Origin of the sequence: Clostridium fessum, assembly GCF_003024715.1 — a bacterium.
GTDB classification, from domain to species: Bacteria; Bacillota; Clostridia; order Lachnospirales; family Lachnospiraceae; genus Otoolea; species Otoolea fessa.
Window position 1 is genome coordinate 756,005 of record NZ_PYLO01000002.1, and the last position, 15,373, is coordinate 771,377.

Below are 15,373 nucleotides of genomic sequence, written 5' to 3' on the forward strand. Positions count from 1 at the left end.
TCTATCACAAAGAATTCCTGCTGCCACCATGTTTTCTTACGGCACCTTCGGTTCCAAAAGTGCCTACCCGTAAACAGTAACGGAATTTCTCCACTCCTATTTCCATGCAAAATCTTATCTTGACATCCCTGTTTTTCCGTACTATAACAAGGGCAAGCATAAGCCGCCTGTGCGCTTATGCCCGTTTCATAGCACCTTACAGATTATATCTGTACAAGACTGACACGGAGGACATTATAATATGAAACAGAACTCACGAATCCAACTGGAAAACACCTTGATCGGCGCACTTGGCGTTCTTTCCCTTGTACTTTTTATTCTCAGCTTCCTGCCAGGGCTGGGACTGGCAAACCGCGTCGGTATCCTTCTGGAAATGGGGCACATGGTACAGCGTGCCTTTTCTGTCGTGCTCTTCATCCTGACCTTCCAGCTTTGGAAACGGAAGCGCGCCGCCTGGAACATTGCTGTTCTCCTGCTGTTTTTAAGCTTTTTACGCGGGCTGACAGCACTTTCTTCGCCTTCGTATCTTCCGTTTCACCTGGCAGAAGCCGTATTATTTCTGCTTCTCCTGTGTTTTCGGAAGGACTTCTGCTGCCCGTCTGACCGGCGCAGCCTCGGACGCTCTCTCCTGTTTCTACTGCTGGCACTGGCAGGCATCATCGTCAATGCCGGTATCAGCTATCATTTTTCGGTAAAACCGCTGGGAGAAACCTCTCTTGATTCGCTGATGGATAGTCTCATTCAGGGAACTGCCATGATTTTCGGCATGGGAAATCCGGGCAATGTTTCACGTGAAACACATGTAGTCGAACTGGTTACATTCTGGTTCAGCTGGGGCTGCATCCTCGCCTCCATTCTGTATGCGGTCCGCCCATGGCTGCTTCGTCCAGTCAGCCATGCTTCGGATTTGATGCATGCCCGCACCCTCGTCAACCTGTACAGCCAGAATCCCAGCGCCTACCTGACGCTGGAGGATGACAAGCTCCTATATTTCGGTCAGAAGGTGGACGGCGTCATCCCCTACGGAGTCGTTGGCAGCACCATCGTTATCAACGGCGATCCCATCTGCGCGGACAGCGATTTTCCGGTTCTCCTGGCAGAATTTAAAGAATTTTGCCAGCGCAGCGCTCACAACCTGTTTTTTATCAGCGTCACTGACCATTTTCTGGAAGAATATAAGAAGCAGGGCTTTGGATGGGTCAAAAACGGGGAGGAAGCCCGTTTCCACCTTGCGGACTATGAAATCTCTGGCAAAAAAGGCGCCAAGATGCGGATGAACATCAACCACGCCCGGAAAGCCGGGGTCGTCGTCCATGAATACTGCCCGCTGAAGCAGCGGGATGCACAGATTGAGGCAGATCTGAACCGCATCACGAACGAATGGCTGCAACAGAAAAAGAGTTCGATGCTGACTTTCGTTATGGGAACTGTCGAGCTGGAAAATCCGATGGACAAGCGATATTTCTACGCCACCGACGCCGACGGAAAAATCGTGGCATTCATCGTGTTTGTCCCATTTCTCGGCAAAAGAGGCTACATGGCGGACGTCACCCGCCACGGAACCGGCGCACCGAGCGGCGTGATGGAGACGATTCTTTACGACGCATTTCAGGTTTTCAAAGACGAGGGCATTGAGTATGGCAGCCTCGGTGTTGCCCCGCTCGCTGGCTTGGAAAATGACAGCTCTAATCCGGTCGAAAAGCTGCTCTGCTTCGCTTACAACCACCTGAACGACTGTTATGGATTCCGCGACCTCTACCGTGCCAAGGAAAAATACAGCCCGACCGAATGGGTTCCTTCTTATTATATTTACCTGCCGAAGATTCCAACACCAGACATGTTTTATGCCCTTGTGACGATTCAGAATCCGCATCAGATCCGCGAGGCAGCGGAGGATCTGGTAAAAGGATGGGCTCAGCGACTGAGAAACAAGAGGACTTCCCTGACACATCAGAGTAAACCATCTCGCCAGGTAAGTTGGGCTGCTTCTTCCAGCACGAAGCAGCCCGACACAAGAAAGCAGACAGATGCAGATAAAAAGGCAGACTAAACTCAGCTTTTATCATGCTGGATGCAGCCTGATAAATTTCATTTTTTTACCAGAAAAGAGGCGCTCTTACGATGAAACATTCTGGCTATCTCACCACCTCCGGCGCAGAAATCTACTATGAACAGTACGGCAGCGGCACACCGCTCCTTATCCTGCATGGAAACAGCCAGTCCCTTGCCGTCTTTTACCCATTTCTGCGCACGTTTCTGCCCGATTTTCAGGTGATTCTGATGGACAGCCGGGGACATGGGCGTTCCCGGCTGTCTGTCCACACAGCGCTCCACGGGTTCTCTACAGAGGATATGGCAGACGACGTTATCGCCCTGCTTAACCACTTACATCTTTCCTCCGTCCACCTGCTGGGATTCAGCGATGGTGCCAATATCGGGCTGGAGATCGCATGCAAATACCCGGAGCGGCTGAAAACGCTCATCTGTATCAGCGCCAACGCCTCACCGGACGGGCTGCTCACGCCGCTGCACCTTGCCGCCCAAATGCTGCACAGCATTTTAAATCTCCTGGGGAATCTCCTGCTGCCTGTTTTAAAAAGCAGCTTTTCTTCTGCCTCTGCATCCTCCGGGTCCTCTGCGGTCTCTGCACTGTCCACCCCGAAAGTTTCCCTGCCATTTCAGAAGAATCTCTCTGTTTCCGCCACATCCGCAGTTTGTGCCGACAAAGAAAGGCAATGCCATTTCGGGTCAATTTTCCCCCGGATTCCGGCAGAACAAAAAAAGAAGCCTGACTTTCTTACCCGGCTGACGCACCGCGTCCTCCGCCGTCGAAATCTGACTTCTCTTTTACTTCACTCGCCCCGTTTAAGTGCCCGGAAATTGCAAACCATCTCCGTTCCTGTGCTGCTGATCGCCGGAACCCGGGATCTCATTAAGCCCTCACACTCCCGCTGGTTAGCAAGGCAGATTCCAACCAGTCGGCTTCTTTTAATGACCGGGGGGCGGCATACTTCCATATTCCGGACACCGGCGCCTTATCTGCGCGCAATTCTGGCATTTCTGCGCCGCAGCTAAAGTCTCCTCACTCTTCCTGCTGCTCCGCTTTCCTTGCTCCATTCACTTTTAGGTTCTATACTTTTCCTCTTCAAGCATATCTACCGGACAGCATCTGCAGCTGCCGTGTTCGAGCACTCAAAGCACCTCTCAGCACAACTTCCGCCCATTATCCACTTCTTCCTTCTGGCAGATCTCATCCAGCACCCAGTTTCCATCTTCCAGAACAAACTTCCAATATTCGAAGAAATCTTCCATTTTCCGGGAACCCTTCAAAAGTTCTCCGGTTTCTTCGTGATACACATAGTCGATCATCTTTCCATGGATCAAATACCAGATATAGTCGCGGTCGTCGCCGTCCTCATTCTCCGCTTCCACCAAAATCGCATCCAGAAGCTGGATCCCTTCCATGACAAACACCTCATGGCGCATCCTGCTCCACTCAAATTTCGTCTGAAACTCCTGCTGCATCTTCTGGCTCAGGTAAGGATGCCCTTTTTCCAGATCACGATCCCGCCAGCATTCCTGAATCCGGTAATATGATTCCCGCACCCGCTCCTGTATCTCACTCCGATCCCAATGATCTTCTCCGATGGAAAATTCTTTCAATTTTTCACGGGCTGCCGCCTGTTTCTTTTTTGCCCGGTGCAGGTATGTAATGGTTCCGGCACTTCCCAGAATCACAAAGGTTCCCGTAAGCAAAAGCGCCTGAAACGCACCCGCCCGTCCGCCTTGTCCCCGGCTGCTGCTTGTATGATGATGGGAAGAACTACCTCCGCCACCTCCGCCGCCTCCGCCGCCGGAAGCACCTCCCGCTCTGGCAAAGGCGGTAAAAGATCCAAGAACCATCATGGCTGCTGTCAGGCAAAGCAGGCGGACGAACGTTTTCCGGCACAGGCGACCTTTCTTTCCCAATCTGGAACCCACCCTGATTCCGCCGTTTTCATTTTCTCCCCTGCTTCTCCCCGTTGCTTTCACATCTCTCATATGAATTCTCCTAAAATCTCCCACACCTACTCGTGCTGCTGATCCTCCGGCTCCCTGCAGACATCCACCCAGCCTTTCGCTCCGGACACTTTTTCCAACTCTGGGATCGTGAGACGTACCGCACTGTGGTCGTCTCCTGCTGCCGGATAAACCGTCTCAAAACGCTTCAGACTCTCATCCAGATACACTTCAATTCCATCCTTGATACCAAACGGGCAGACCCCACCCGGCGCATGACCGGTAACCTCCTCCACCTGCTCAAACGGGATCATCTTTGCTTTCACGTGAAACGTATCTTTATATTTCCGGTTATCCACTTTCGCAGTACCTTCTGTCAAAATCAATACCGGCTGTTCTCCCTGCAAAAAAGACATCGTTTTCGCAATCATCCCCGGCTCCACGCCTAATGCCTCCGCTGCCAGCGCAACCGTCGCTGTGGACTCTTTTAACTCAATAACATGATCCAAAAATCCGGCTTCCTTTAAGTAATTTTCTGCTTTTTCCAGTGACATGGTTGTTTTCCTCCCGTATCTTCTATCAATTGATCTGCCGTATCAATTTCTTTTATATTTTAGAACTCATTCATCTTTCCCATCATATCACACTTTCATTTTCCATATCAATATTTCTATAGACGAAAAAAGACGGTTCCCTGCATTTGCCAGAGAACCGCCCCCTATTTCATTAATTCCTATTTTCAAGATCGTTCCGACCGCTTTTTGTAAAACCAACACAGATTTTTTGCAAATCTATCTCCAGATTTCAGATCCAAATCCCGGCTTTGTTCGATTCCCTCTTATCCAGTTCCGTCCTGTATTTATCACTTCTCCCCGAAAAATAATTCCACATCGCTCTCCACGCTGTCAATCCCCGCGATTCCAAACTTTTCCACCAATACATTTACCACGTTCGGACTTAAAAATGCTGGAAGCGTCGGTCCAAGATGGATATTCTTGATACCGAGTGAGAGAAGCGCCAGAAGAACAATGACCGCCTTCTGCTCATACCATGCAATGTTGTAAATAATCGGCAGGTCGTTGATGTCATCCAGCCCAAAAATCTCCTGCAGCTTCATCGCAATGACCGCCAGAGAATATGAATCATTGCACTGCCCCGCATCCAGGACACGCGGAATTCCTTCAATATCGCCCAGATTCAGCTTATTGTAGCGGTATTTCGCACAGCCAGCCGTCAGAATTACCGTGTCCTCCGGCAGCGCCTTTGCAAAATCGGTGTAGTAAATGCGGCTCTTAGCACGCCCATCACACCCCGCCATGACGACAAACTTTCGGATTTTTCCCGATTTGACCGCATCCACTACCTTATCTGCCAGCGCCAGCACCTGTGCATGGGCGAAGCCTCCGACAATCTGCCCCTGCTCAATCCCGGTCGGCGGCTCACAGCGCTTCGCATGCTGGATGATCACTGAAAAATCCTTCTTTCCTCCGATTCCACCGTTGATATACGTGCAGCCCGGATATCCCGCCGCACCGGTTGTGTAGAGACGATCCTTGTAGCTATCCTTCGGCGGCACGATGCAGTTCGTCGTCATCAGGATCGGTCCGTTGAACGTCTCAAATTCCTCCTTCTGACGCCACCATGCATTGCCGTAATTACCCTTAAAATTCGGATATTTCTTAAATGCCGGATAATACTGCGCCGGAAGCATCTCTGAGTGTGTATATACATCGACGCCGGTTCCCTGCGTTTGCTCCAGAAGCATTTCCATATCGCGCAGATCATGTCCTGAAACAAGAATGCCCGGATTACTTCCGACACCGATATCAACCGTAGTAATCTCCGGATTTCCATAAGTCTCGGTGTTTGCTCGATCCAAAAGCGCCATTCCCCGGACACCATATTCGCCGGTTTCCAGCGTCAGGTGAATCAAATCATCCACACTCAGACCGTCATCCAGCGTCGCCGCAAGCGCCCGCTGTAAAAATGCATCCGCCTCCCGGTCCTCCTGCAGCAGGACGTTCGCATGCCGGGTATAGGCAGACAAACCTTTCAAGCCATACGTAATCAAGCTGCGAAGGGAAATAATATCCTCGTTCTGCCCGATCAGAACGCCCGCTTCCGACGCTTTTTTTATAAATTCAGACGGCTCACCTGTCCAGCCAGCCGCCTCCGGCAGATTGTCCCGACGTTCCAACTGCTCCCACAGTGCCGTCTTCATTTCCAGCGTCTTTTCAATTCTTTTTTCAATCGCCGCCTTATCAAAATTGGCATTCGTGATCGTCGTAAACAGATTTTCGGTAACCAGATGATTGACCTCATCTGCCACCGCACGTCCCTCCTCGCGAAGCCGTGTCGTCACCGCGCTGATACCCTTCGTCACCCACACAAGCAAATCCTGCATTGCCGCCACATCCGGCTGCTTACCGCAGACACCGACCACCGTACAGCCCTTGCATCCGGCCGTTTCCTGACATTGATAACAAAACATTTTCTGATCCATTGTTCGCTCCTCCTATCGCATCTATCGTGTCTTAGATATAATCTGCATTTCGCATGATTTATATTCTTGATAGGGATAGATAACGAAGCTGCCTTCCATATTATCAGCGCCATGATTAGCGCCATCAGCGTCAAGAATAGCGTCATCCGTGGTGCTATTTGTCATCTGATTTAAAAGTTCCGGAAGGATTTTTGCAGCCTGATACAATTTTCTGTAATCTCCGCCATAATAAAAATATCTCCATCATTTCAAAAGAGAATGACGGAGATATTTCGCCCTGCTTATTCTTGTAGCAACCAATCGGCTATATCATGGATTTCGATTCCTTCATAACTATATTTTGGATGTTTGGTTCTGGCAATAATCATTTTCGGATAAGCATCTCGGATCTGAAGCAGAGAAGAGCATTCTCTCTCAAATGTTTCCTGCCCGGAAATGTCACTGACCTGAATATAAATCTTCTCGCTGCCTCTCTGAGCAACAAAGTCGATCTCCTTTTGATAGAGCTTGCCGACATAGACATCGTATCCACGGCGAAGAAGTTCGATGCAAACGATGTTTTCATATACTCTGCCATAATCCATATTTCTGCTTCCCAGTATTGCATATCGAATACCGCTGTCACACAAATAGAACTTTTCAGAGCTTTCAAGGTATTTCTTGCCTCGGATGTCGTATCTCTTAATATCATAAAATACAAAAGCATTGCACAAATACTTAATGTACTTGCCGACGGTTACATGATTGGTCGGAGTCTCATTTGCTGTCAGTAGCTGACTGACCTTATTAGGAGAAGTCAGGTTGCTGATATTATCCATAAGGAACTCGCTCAGACGCTGTAAAACCAAAGTGTCCGGGAGCGCATATTTCTGCACCAAATCCCTTGTAACAATCGTTTCGTAGACCTCTTTGATATAGTTTGTTCTGTCTTTTTCGGTTCTGTAAGCGTAAGAACCTGCTAAACCGCCCTTGATAGCGTAATCATCAAAGAGCTTATCTTTATCACTAACATCATCATAATACTGACAATATTCTTGGAAGCTGAAAGGAAACACATGAATTTCAATATAGCGTCCGGTAAACAGAGTTGCCAGATCCGCACTCAACAGGAAAGCATTGGAGCCGGTTACATAGATGTCGTATTTTCCCTTAGAGTACAGGCTGTTGATTGCCAACTCAAACTTGGGACACATCTGAACCTCGTCTACAAACAGGTAGTTCGTTTTACCTTCCTGATAATGTTCTTCCACATAGGCGTGTAAGGCATGGTATTCCTTGATTTCTTCATACGCCAAATCCATGAAGTCAATGAAGATAATATTGATGTTTTCAAAATGGCTTTTCAGATACTCAATATACGCCTGCATCAGCTTGGACTTACCGGATCGACGAATGCCCGTGATGATCTTGATGTCAGGAGTGTCATTCAGTTCAATGATTCTATTGAGATATTTTGCTCTCGTAATTGTTTTCATATCGTCACCCGCTTTCAAAAATTGAAATTTTTTCATTTCTCGAAACCGCTTCACTGTACTTATTATACTGTCTGCTAATAGTATATGCAAGATGTCGCTTTCAAAAACATAAAATTTTTTATTTTTTGAAAGTGGAAATTATGTAAAGGCAACCCGAAGGCTGCCCTAGGCATCAAGCCTATCCTGTTTACACAGGTTCATTATCATCTTCATCGACAGAGCTATCTGCATCATCGTTCTCAAACTCCGGATCGTACCCATAGTCCTCGTCATCGTCCACATAATCAGCATCCGGATCAGGCTTTGCCGCTTCCTGTTCCTTCTTCTTTTCCTGGACTTTTTTAAATACGAAGAATACCTTTGTGTTAAAATGAAGGAAGATAGGCAGGTATAAAAAAAGATCTGTCACCCTTAGGATTCTTCCCAAAGCCAACAGATCTTAAATTTTCCCTTACATCTTCATACTCTTCGCCAGACTCGTCAGCAAAGCTGCCATTTCCGGATTAACCCTTTTTCTTTCCATCCCACGTTATTCTGCATCTACGGTTACCACGTTTCCTTTTTTTGACATAAGCCAATAAAACACAGCACAAAATATTAATGCAAATACAACGCCAAAAACATTCTGAATCACTCTAAGACCAACTGCTCCTTTTAGTCCATAACTCTCTGTAGCAATGGCCAAAGCACCAAATGTGTTAAATACTGCCTGCCAGCCATATTTTGCAGAAAGTCCTACACCAATTCCGCCAAGGATTCCTATGTATGTATAGATGGATGACGGAAGCAGAAAATATAGTACTGTAAAGCATATTACACCTGCAATATTTCCGACAATCCTTTTGCGGACTCTGTAGTGCATATCTTCCATAAACGGCAAAATCGCGGACATGGCCGCAATTCCAGCCCACATTGCCCGTGGCATATTACAAAGTTCTGCAATGCAAAGGACAATCGGTACGCATAAAATCTGACATATCTGCCATTTTGTTCTGGAAGAAGTGATATCAAATTCTTGTATCAGATCTTTCAGATTTCTTTTATAAGTTCTGTTTTTATGATTTCGATAAAATACGAAGCAGGTAAGTGCTGCACCTAAAGCCATTCCGACTAATCGCATCTGATAGCTTTTTCCCGTAACATCATAACCATATAGCAGCAGATACCCAAGAACCAATGTAGATTGATTAAACATGAATGGGTTATGACATCCGAACAGAATCAGTACTGCCAGTGCAGCAATGTTTAACAGCATTCCAAGTACCGGTGAAAGCTGGTTTGCTAAATGCGGACATACAGTCATAATTACAAAGAACAAAGCCAAAAGCATCGTAGATTGTCCGGTGTGGATCCCCAGATCCGCATTCCGAAATACCATAAGGCATAATAAAACTACTACACCCACAATACTATTCTCATTTCCAAATAAGATACTGAAAATAGTAACAAATAAAAAACAAAATGCCATTGTAACAGCTATCTTTACCAAATATACCAGCATATGATATGATTTTTCTTTCACTGTTTCACTCTTTTTCAACAAGTTTTTAGAACCTGCCTGATTTAACTGCAATTCCTGATAAAATGTCATGTAATTCCTCCTCTATCTGTTTTTCTTAAACTTTATATGGCCTCATCTTTCTGTATTGGAAGCTCTACAACAAATCTGCATCCACCATATTCCCGGTTTTCTGCCTTGATCGTCCCGCCAGCACTATCTACGATCCGTTTCACAAGTGCAAGGCCGAGACCATTTCCTTCTGCTTTGTGAGAACCGTCTGCCTGATAGAACTTGTCAAATATTCTGGATTTTACATCATCTTCTATTCCCGGTCCTTCATCTTCCAGAATGAACTTAACAGAATCCTGTTCTTGTTTCAGAAACATCGTAATTGTCCCCTTTGAAGGGCTGAACTTAATCGCATTATCCAAAAGATTTATCCAGATATGCATAAAAAGTCCTTCATTCCCAGTATATTTAACTTCCTCCAATTCTACCTGAAAACCAATTTCTTTTTCTGTCCATTTTGTTTCCAATGAAAGAAATGCCTGGCGGATCTGTTCATCCAGACGATATTCTGTTTTTTTCATTGGTATATTCTGATTCTCTAACTTGGATAACAGCAAAATATTACCAACCAATTCAGAAAGTCTTTGGGTGTTAAATAAGATTTTTTCTACATATTCCTCTTGATCCGGAGACAGTTCTTCTCCCTGAAGCAGCATTGTATATCCTTCAATGGCATTGATCGGGGTCTTAAACTCATGAGAAACATTGGAGACAAAATCCATCTGTAGTACTTCTGTTGCACGAAGCTCTTTTGTCATCACATTAAAACTCTGGTAAGATTCTCCAACTTCTGCGATACGGCTGTTCGTTTCCAAGTGCTGTTCAAAATCTCCCTGCGAAACTTCCTTCATTGCTTTACTGAGTCTGGTAATTGGTTCCAGCAACCTTGCATTGATAAAGGAAGTAATCAGCCCTGCAATCAATGTATTAAAAATCAAAAGCCAGCCAAGCACAGGTATGCTACCAGGCAGATTAAAAAAATGATTCAAAAAAGCAAATAATAACGCAGATATGACTGTTGAAAATACAAGTGCCAGCCAGATTGCACCAGTCAGACAGGATCGGATCCGCAATCCTTTTTCTTTCTTTTGTTCCATTATTTTTTCACCACCTTGTATCCAATTCCACGCATTGTTACGATTTCAAAATCCGGGTTATCTTTCAAACGCTCCCTGATTCTTCCTATATGTACCTCTATCGTATGTGGGTCTGCCTCCGTCTCGTATCCCCATACTTCATCCATCAACTGTTGTTTTGTAAATGTTCTGCCTGGTGAAGCTGCAAGCTTATATAAAAGCAGGAATTCTTTTTTAGGCAAAACAAGACTTTCCTTATCAGTTGTAACCGTCATTGCATCATAATCAAACTCTGTTGAACCGATCACAATTTTGTGTTCATTCAGTATCTGTGCACGGCGAAGCAGTGCTCCGACTCTTAAAACCATTTCATTCACATTTACCGGTTTTACCATATAATCGTCACTTCCCGAAAGAAATCCCTGGCGCATATCATCAAAGGAACCTTTCGCAGTGATCATAAGTACCGGTATCTGATATCCTGCTGAACGGAGTTTCGACACCAGTTCATAACCATCCATAACCGGCATCATAATATCGGAAATGATCAGATCAATATACTCTTTATCCAATATTTCTAATGCCAGTGCTCCATCCGATGCACTTTTGACCTGATATCCATTCTTCTCAAGCACTTTTTGGAATAGCTGGCTTAATTCTTTATCATCTTCTACAATTAATATTTGAAACACGATCTTCTTCCTCCTTTATCAGAACAGATATCTTGCCCATCCAAGCAGATGCTGTACCAAAAGTACGTTTCTCTGACGCTTCTTTGTCAATTCAATTGGCTCTACATGATACGGATCACGATAGGTTCCATCTTCCAATACCTGTCGGGACACTCTTTCATATTCCATCATGCCTTCTTCCAACTGTTTATTAATCTCTTTGCTACGTATTACAAGCATCAGTTCCGTATCCAGATACGTGCTTCTCATATCCATGTTAAAGGAACCGATTACGGATAGATCATCATCGATCAGGATGTTTTTTCCGTGGTAAGAATAGCCGCCTTCATACTCCCAGATATCAATTCCTGTATTTAAAATTCTGTTTCTGTTTCTCGCATAATCAGCAGAACCAAACGGATTTCCATTGTTGGCAACCGAATTGGTCATGATAGAAAAGTCCGGAACTCTCTCCGCAATCTCTTTCCATGTATTATACATCATATCATTGCAGATAATATATGGTGTATGAATTTTCACGCGCTCTTTTGCATTTTTCATTAGTTCTCCCAGTTGATACCAGACTACTGGTTCCTTGGGACCTGTGTGGATAGGATTTGACACTAATGCAATCTTTTCTGTCTCAAAAGTTTCGTCCGTGTAATCGGTATCGCAGATTCTTTCCTTATTCTCTTCAAAATATTTCTGATAGCCGTTCTGCAGCTCTAAAACTGCGTTCTTTACAGATTTTCTATTTGCCAGTTTTTTATTGTCATGAAAATAACCACTGTCTTCCTGATTCCATATGGTTTCAAAATACTCTGACAACTGGTTAACTGAATTTTCTTTCTCAGGTTCATCGCAAACCACTAACACGTCTCTGTCATAGTTCTTATTTCCCGGAAAATCACCCAGGAAATAATTGTATGTATTTCTTCCCCCAAGAATATATGTCTTACCATCTGCAATCAAATATTTATCATGCATTCTCCCCATCATCTTCCATGGTTTCAACGGATTGGCCTTATTATACAGTTTAATTTCAACATTCTCATGGGAAGATAATCCATAGAAATACGGATTGCCTTCCATATCAACCCAGCTCTCCATTCCATCTACTAACAGACGAACATGCACACCTCTGTCTGCCGCATCATGCAGTGCTCCTAAGATCAATTTTCCACTTTCATCGGATTGAAATGCAAAAGTAGAAAGAATAATGTCTTCTTTTGCATTTCGGATCAAACGCACTCTTTGTAAAAGTGCTTCTGGATTCTTTTCTATGATTACTGCCCGTTCCATATTCTCGCTGCGTTCGTTCCACGAATCATTTTGTGTTTCTTTTTTGATGGTATTAGACACTTCCGGCTGCTTTTTATATGCAATACAGATTCCAAATAATTCATAAAAAAACACACATAAAAAAATTGACAGTATAACAAGAAGGATTTTACATATTTTATGCTTTTTCATTGTACAGCACCTGATTCCTTTTTATTTCATACTTATACAATACAAAGTCAATCTCAATTTAACCTCAACAAAATTTATTTTTCATAAAAAAATATGACCGGCTTCTTTTTAAAGAAAGCCAGATAATTGAGTTCATCCAGACTTTCGTATTCTCCCAGCATTTCATACAGCCCATCGACATAACAGTCATAATCACTTATGAACCATTCTTCATAAGGATTACCAAAGTCATCTTTTGAACCGATTCCAATTCGTTCAAATACTTTTTTCAGATCTTCTGATGTGGTAGGAAACTTTACCCATTCGCCTACCAACTCCCCTTCGTTATATTTTCCGAGATTCGTGATGTAAGCTTCAAATGGGCAATCGTGGCCATATTCATATGCCATGCTATTTCCTCCTGTTTCATTTTTCAGGTCATCACCCGGTTTTCGGCATCAAAAAAAGCGCCATACTCATCACCATTCCGGCAATGAGCAGACGCTTTATATTTTGTCCGTATTCTTTTGCAAAAGAGAAACAAATGAAATGTAAGTTTATAGCTCATGTCTCATTTGTCTATGATAATATTAGCACAGGTCAATTCTGAAAAAAAGAGGTAGAATGGTAGCAAAAGGATAGCAATTGGTAACAACATGGGAGTAATACGGAAACATGCTGCACATTCCCCTATCCTCTATCCGCAGACTCTACACATATAACCATAATCTGTTCATCTTGATCTTCTATCTCATCATTATGATGTTCTATAAATTCATCAAGTTTGTGTATAAATTTCAGATGTTGAACTTTCTGTGTAAATAACTTCTTATAATTAATAGATTCCATATACTGCTCTTCATCAGTAAAGTGTTTTACTGTATAATCACGAAGATTTTCCAATATTATGTCAATTCTATCATATTTATTCCAATATAATATTCTGGTTTCATTTCATACATCCATTAGTCCTGCTTTCATTTTTATTCAGCCTTTGAAAACTGGTCTTTGCCTACAAAACATAACGGACATTCAAAATCTTCCGGAATATCCTCCCACTTTGTACCAGGTGCAATACCACCTTCTGGATATCCCTTCTCCTCATCGTATTCCCATCCGCAAACATCACATACATATTTCATTTGTTGTTCCTCCTTGTAAATACATTAATACACAGCCTATATTACGGTTATATTTGTGTTGTTCTTAAATCTTAATATGTATAAATGCTTTTAGCATTTCCATAATCCATGCAGGTTACAATATGCATATACTTCTTCTACCTGTTCACCATCGCAAAGACAAAAATCTGCTATCGGCTCCTGCCCTGGATTTAACTGTTTTCTGTATATTCCCTGATTGGTATTTAATGTAATCCACTCAATGAAATGTTCTTCAAGCATTGGATGTTTTGTCTCTCCGACCACGACATGAACATAATTGCCTTCCACTGTATATACAGGCACGTGCTTCTCAACAGCCGCATCTGTCACACCGGCTTTTAATTCCTGCATAGGTTCTCCGCAACAAATTACAGGAACACCTTTATCCTTTACCTTTTCAACAATGTTTCCACAATGCTTACATATATAATACTTTACTTCCATGCTTTTATCTCCTTCCATGTGTATAATTTATAGTTCAATTGTCTCTATAATCTTTTTCAAAGAATCTGCAGATTTCTTAAGCTTTAATGCTTCCTCACCACTTAAATTAATAGGTATATTAGACTCAATACCATCAACACCTACAATAACTGGCATACTTAACGATACTCCGTCAATATCATATACGCCATGAATTATGTGCGATACCGGAAGTATTGATTTTTCATTTCTCATAATTACTTCACAGATTCTTTTTACAGACATTGCCATTCCATAATATGTAGCGTGCTTTTTATTTATTATTTCATAAGCACTGTTCTTGACTGCTAATAATCTTATCTCCTTAATAATTCTCTTCATGTACTTCAAAATAGCTTTGTGGATGGTTACATACCGGACATACCTCAGGAGCCTTTGTTCCTACCACAATATGTCCGCAGTTACGGCATTCCCATACCTTAACTTCGCTCTTTTCAAATACCTGTGCAGTTTCAATATTCTTAAGAAGTGCACGATATCTTTCCTCATGGTGCTTCTCAATCTCACCTACTGCCCTGAATTTTGCTGCAAGCTCAGGGAATCCTTCTTCCTCAGCTGTTTTAGCAAAGCCGTCATACATATCTGTCCACTCATAATTTTCGCCTTCTGCCGCTGCCGCCAGGTTTTCCTTTGTATCACCAATTCCTGCTAATTCCTTGAACCACATCTTTGCATGTTCTTTCTCATTATCTGCAGTCTTTAAAAACAATGCTGACATCTGCTCGTAACCTTCCTTTTTCGCTACAGAAGCAAAATAGGTATACTTATTTCTTGCCTGTGATTCCCCCGCAAATGCCTCCTGTAAATTCTTCTCTGTCTGTGTTCCTACATATTTGTTTTCTGCCATCTCTTTTACCTCCGTTTTCTTTACTACTTTTTCAAAATCTGATGCCGGGTGCTTGCACAAAGGACATATAAAGTCATCCGGTAATTCCTCGCCTACATATTCATATCCGCAAATTCTGCAACGCCATATTGTCT

Annotated in this window: 15 protein-coding genes and 1 pseudogene; 2 read left to right on the forward strand and 14 right to left on the reverse strand. The window is 43.6% G+C overall.

Features of this window, described 5'->3' with window-relative positions; genetic code table 11:
• Positions 1-241 precede the first annotated feature (241 nt).
• Together C7U56_RS08590 and C7U56_RS08595 are read left to right on the forward strand one after the other, a co-directional pair.
• On the forward strand, positions 242-2,050 hold the full coding sequence (locus C7U56_RS08590; RefSeq protein WP_107000924.1) for a bifunctional lysylphosphatidylglycerol flippase/synthetase MprF: 1,809 nt from the start codon (positions 242-244) through the stop codon (positions 2,048-2,050).
• A 71-nt stretch (positions 2,051-2,121) separates the two neighbouring features.
• Positions 2,122-3,075, forward strand: coding sequence for an alpha/beta fold hydrolase (locus C7U56_RS08595; protein ID WP_107000925.1), 954 nt, complete (start codon positions 2,122-2,124; stop codon positions 3,073-3,075).
• Between the two features lie 129 nt (positions 3,076-3,204).
• On the opposite strand, the gene C7U56_RS08600 is transcribed toward C7U56_RS08595, so the two are convergent.
• The 14 genes and pseudogenes from C7U56_RS08600 to rbr all read right to left on the reverse strand — a co-directional run bounded on the left by C7U56_RS08600 (position 3,205) and on the right by rbr (position 15,368).
• Entirely contained in the window at positions 3,205-4,041 is an 837-nt protein-coding gene (locus tag C7U56_RS08600; RefSeq protein WP_107000926.1) for a Tim44 domain-containing protein, read from the reverse strand.
• 26 nt (positions 4,042-4,067) lie between these two features.
• Positions 4,068-4,553 carry a YbaK/EbsC family protein gene (locus C7U56_RS08605; protein ID WP_107000927.1) on the reverse strand — a complete coding sequence of 162 codons (486 nt, stop codon included), beginning with the start codon at positions 4,551-4,553 and terminating at the stop codon, positions 4,068-4,070.
• 308 nt (positions 4,554-4,861) lie between these two features.
• The gene (gene hcp / locus C7U56_RS08610) at positions 4,862-6,502 is read right to left on the reverse strand and encodes a hydroxylamine reductase (RefSeq protein WP_107000928.1); all 1,641 of its coding nucleotides are present in this window, start codon (positions 6,500-6,502) and stop codon (positions 4,862-4,864) included.
• A 281-nt stretch (positions 6,503-6,783) separates the two neighbouring features.
• Complete coding sequence (locus C7U56_RS08620; protein ID WP_107000930.1) at positions 6,784-8,013, reverse strand: ATP-binding protein; 1,230 nt, start codon at positions 8,011-8,013, stop codon at positions 6,784-6,786.
• Between the two features lie 151 nt (positions 8,014-8,164).
• Positions 8,165-8,386 carry a calreticulin gene (locus C7U56_RS08625; protein WP_227589456.1) on the reverse strand — a complete coding sequence of 74 codons (222 nt, stop codon included), beginning with the start codon at positions 8,384-8,386 and terminating at the stop codon, positions 8,165-8,167.
• A 120-nt stretch (positions 8,387-8,506) separates the two neighbouring features.
• Complete coding sequence (locus C7U56_RS08630) at positions 8,507-9,568, reverse strand: FUSC family protein (protein ID WP_107000931.1); 1,062 nt, start codon at positions 9,566-9,568, stop codon at positions 8,507-8,509.
• A gap of 32 nt (positions 9,569-9,600) precedes the next feature.
• Positions 9,601-10,644 carry a HAMP domain-containing sensor histidine kinase gene (locus C7U56_RS08635; protein WP_107000932.1) on the reverse strand — a complete coding sequence of 348 codons (1,044 nt, stop codon included), beginning with the start codon at positions 10,642-10,644 and terminating at the stop codon, positions 9,601-9,603.
• Positions 10,644-11,315, reverse strand: coding sequence for a response regulator transcription factor (locus C7U56_RS08640; protein ID WP_107000933.1), 672 nt, complete (start codon positions 11,313-11,315; stop codon positions 10,644-10,646). Before C7U56_RS08640 ends, C7U56_RS08635 begins: the two co-directional genes overlap by 1 nt.
• 18 nt (positions 11,316-11,333) lie before the next feature.
• Complete coding sequence (locus C7U56_RS08645) at positions 11,334-12,767, reverse strand: phospholipase D family protein (RefSeq protein ID WP_107000934.1); 1,434 nt, start codon at positions 12,765-12,767, stop codon at positions 11,334-11,336.
• A gap of 116 nt (positions 12,768-12,883) precedes the next feature.
• Positions 12,884-13,156: pseudogene (locus tag C7U56_RS08650) on the reverse strand (antirestriction protein ArdA); the annotation flags it as partial.
• Between the two features lie 573 nt (positions 13,157-13,729).
• A complete protein-coding gene (locus C7U56_RS08660) occupies positions 13,730-13,888 on the reverse strand; it encodes a rubredoxin (protein WP_107000935.1) in 159 nt (52 codons plus the stop codon).
• A gap of 90 nt (positions 13,889-13,978) precedes the next feature.
• Complete coding sequence (locus C7U56_RS08665) at positions 13,979-14,353, reverse strand: desulfoferrodoxin family protein (RefSeq protein ID WP_107000936.1); 375 nt, start codon at positions 14,351-14,353, stop codon at positions 13,979-13,981.
• A 27-nt stretch (positions 14,354-14,380) separates the two neighbouring features.
• Positions 14,381-14,713 carry a Rossmann-fold NAD(P)-binding domain-containing protein gene (locus C7U56_RS08670; protein ID WP_366469736.1) on the reverse strand — a complete coding sequence of 111 codons (333 nt, stop codon included), beginning with the start codon at positions 14,711-14,713 and terminating at the stop codon, positions 14,381-14,383.
• On the reverse strand, positions 14,697-15,368 hold the full coding sequence (gene rbr / locus C7U56_RS16380) for a rubrerythrin (protein WP_333489801.1): 672 nt from the start codon (positions 15,366-15,368) through the stop codon (positions 14,697-14,699). Before rbr ends, C7U56_RS08670 begins: the two co-directional genes overlap by 17 nt.
• Positions 15,369-15,373 lie beyond the last annotated feature (5 nt).

What these genes read in the sequence shown, in the direction of transcription:
- C7U56_RS08665 (WP_107000936.1), bottom strand. Translation starts at nt 14,353, where the DNA reads ATGGAAGTAAAGTATTATATATGTAAGCATTGTGGAAACATTGTTGAA.
- C7U56_RS08605 (WP_107000927.1), bottom strand. Translation starts at nt 4,553, where the DNA reads ATGTCACTGGAAAAAGCAGAAAATTACTTAAAGGAAGCCGGATTTTTG.
- hcp (WP_107000928.1), bottom strand. Translation starts at nt 6,502, where the DNA reads ATGGATCAGAAAATGTTTTGTTATCAATGTCAGGAAACGGCCGGATGC.
- C7U56_RS08660 (WP_107000935.1), bottom strand. Translation starts at nt 13,888, where the DNA reads ATGAAATATGTATGTGATGTTTGCGGATGGGAATACGATGAGGAGAAG.
- C7U56_RS08600 (WP_107000926.1), bottom strand. Translation starts at nt 4,041, where the DNA reads ATGAGAGATGTGAAAGCAACGGGGAGAAGCAGGGGAGAAAATGAAAAC.
- C7U56_RS08590 (WP_107000924.1), top strand. Translation starts at nt 242, where the DNA reads ATGAAACAGAACTCACGAATCCAACTGGAAAACACCTTGATCGGCGCA.
- C7U56_RS08595 (WP_107000925.1), top strand. Translation starts at nt 2,122, where the DNA reads ATGAAACATTCTGGCTATCTCACCACCTCCGGCGCAGAAATCTACTAT.
- C7U56_RS08670 (WP_366469736.1), bottom strand. Translation starts at nt 14,713, where the DNA reads ATGAAGAGAATTATTAAGGAGATAAGATTATTAGCAGTCAAGAACAGT.
- C7U56_RS08620 (WP_107000930.1), bottom strand. Translation starts at nt 8,013, where the DNA reads ATGAAAAAATTTCAATTTTTGAAAGCGGGTGACGATATGAAAACAATT.
- C7U56_RS08645 (WP_107000934.1), bottom strand. Translation starts at nt 12,767, where the DNA reads ATGAAAAAGCATAAAATATGTAAAATCCTTCTTGTTATACTGTCAATT.
- C7U56_RS08635 (WP_107000932.1), bottom strand. Translation starts at nt 10,644, where the DNA reads ATGGAACAAAAGAAAGAAAAAGGATTGCGGATCCGATCCTGTCTGACT.
- C7U56_RS08630 (WP_107000931.1), bottom strand. Translation starts at nt 9,568, where the DNA reads ATGACATTTTATCAGGAATTGCAGTTAAATCAGGCAGGTTCTAAAAAC.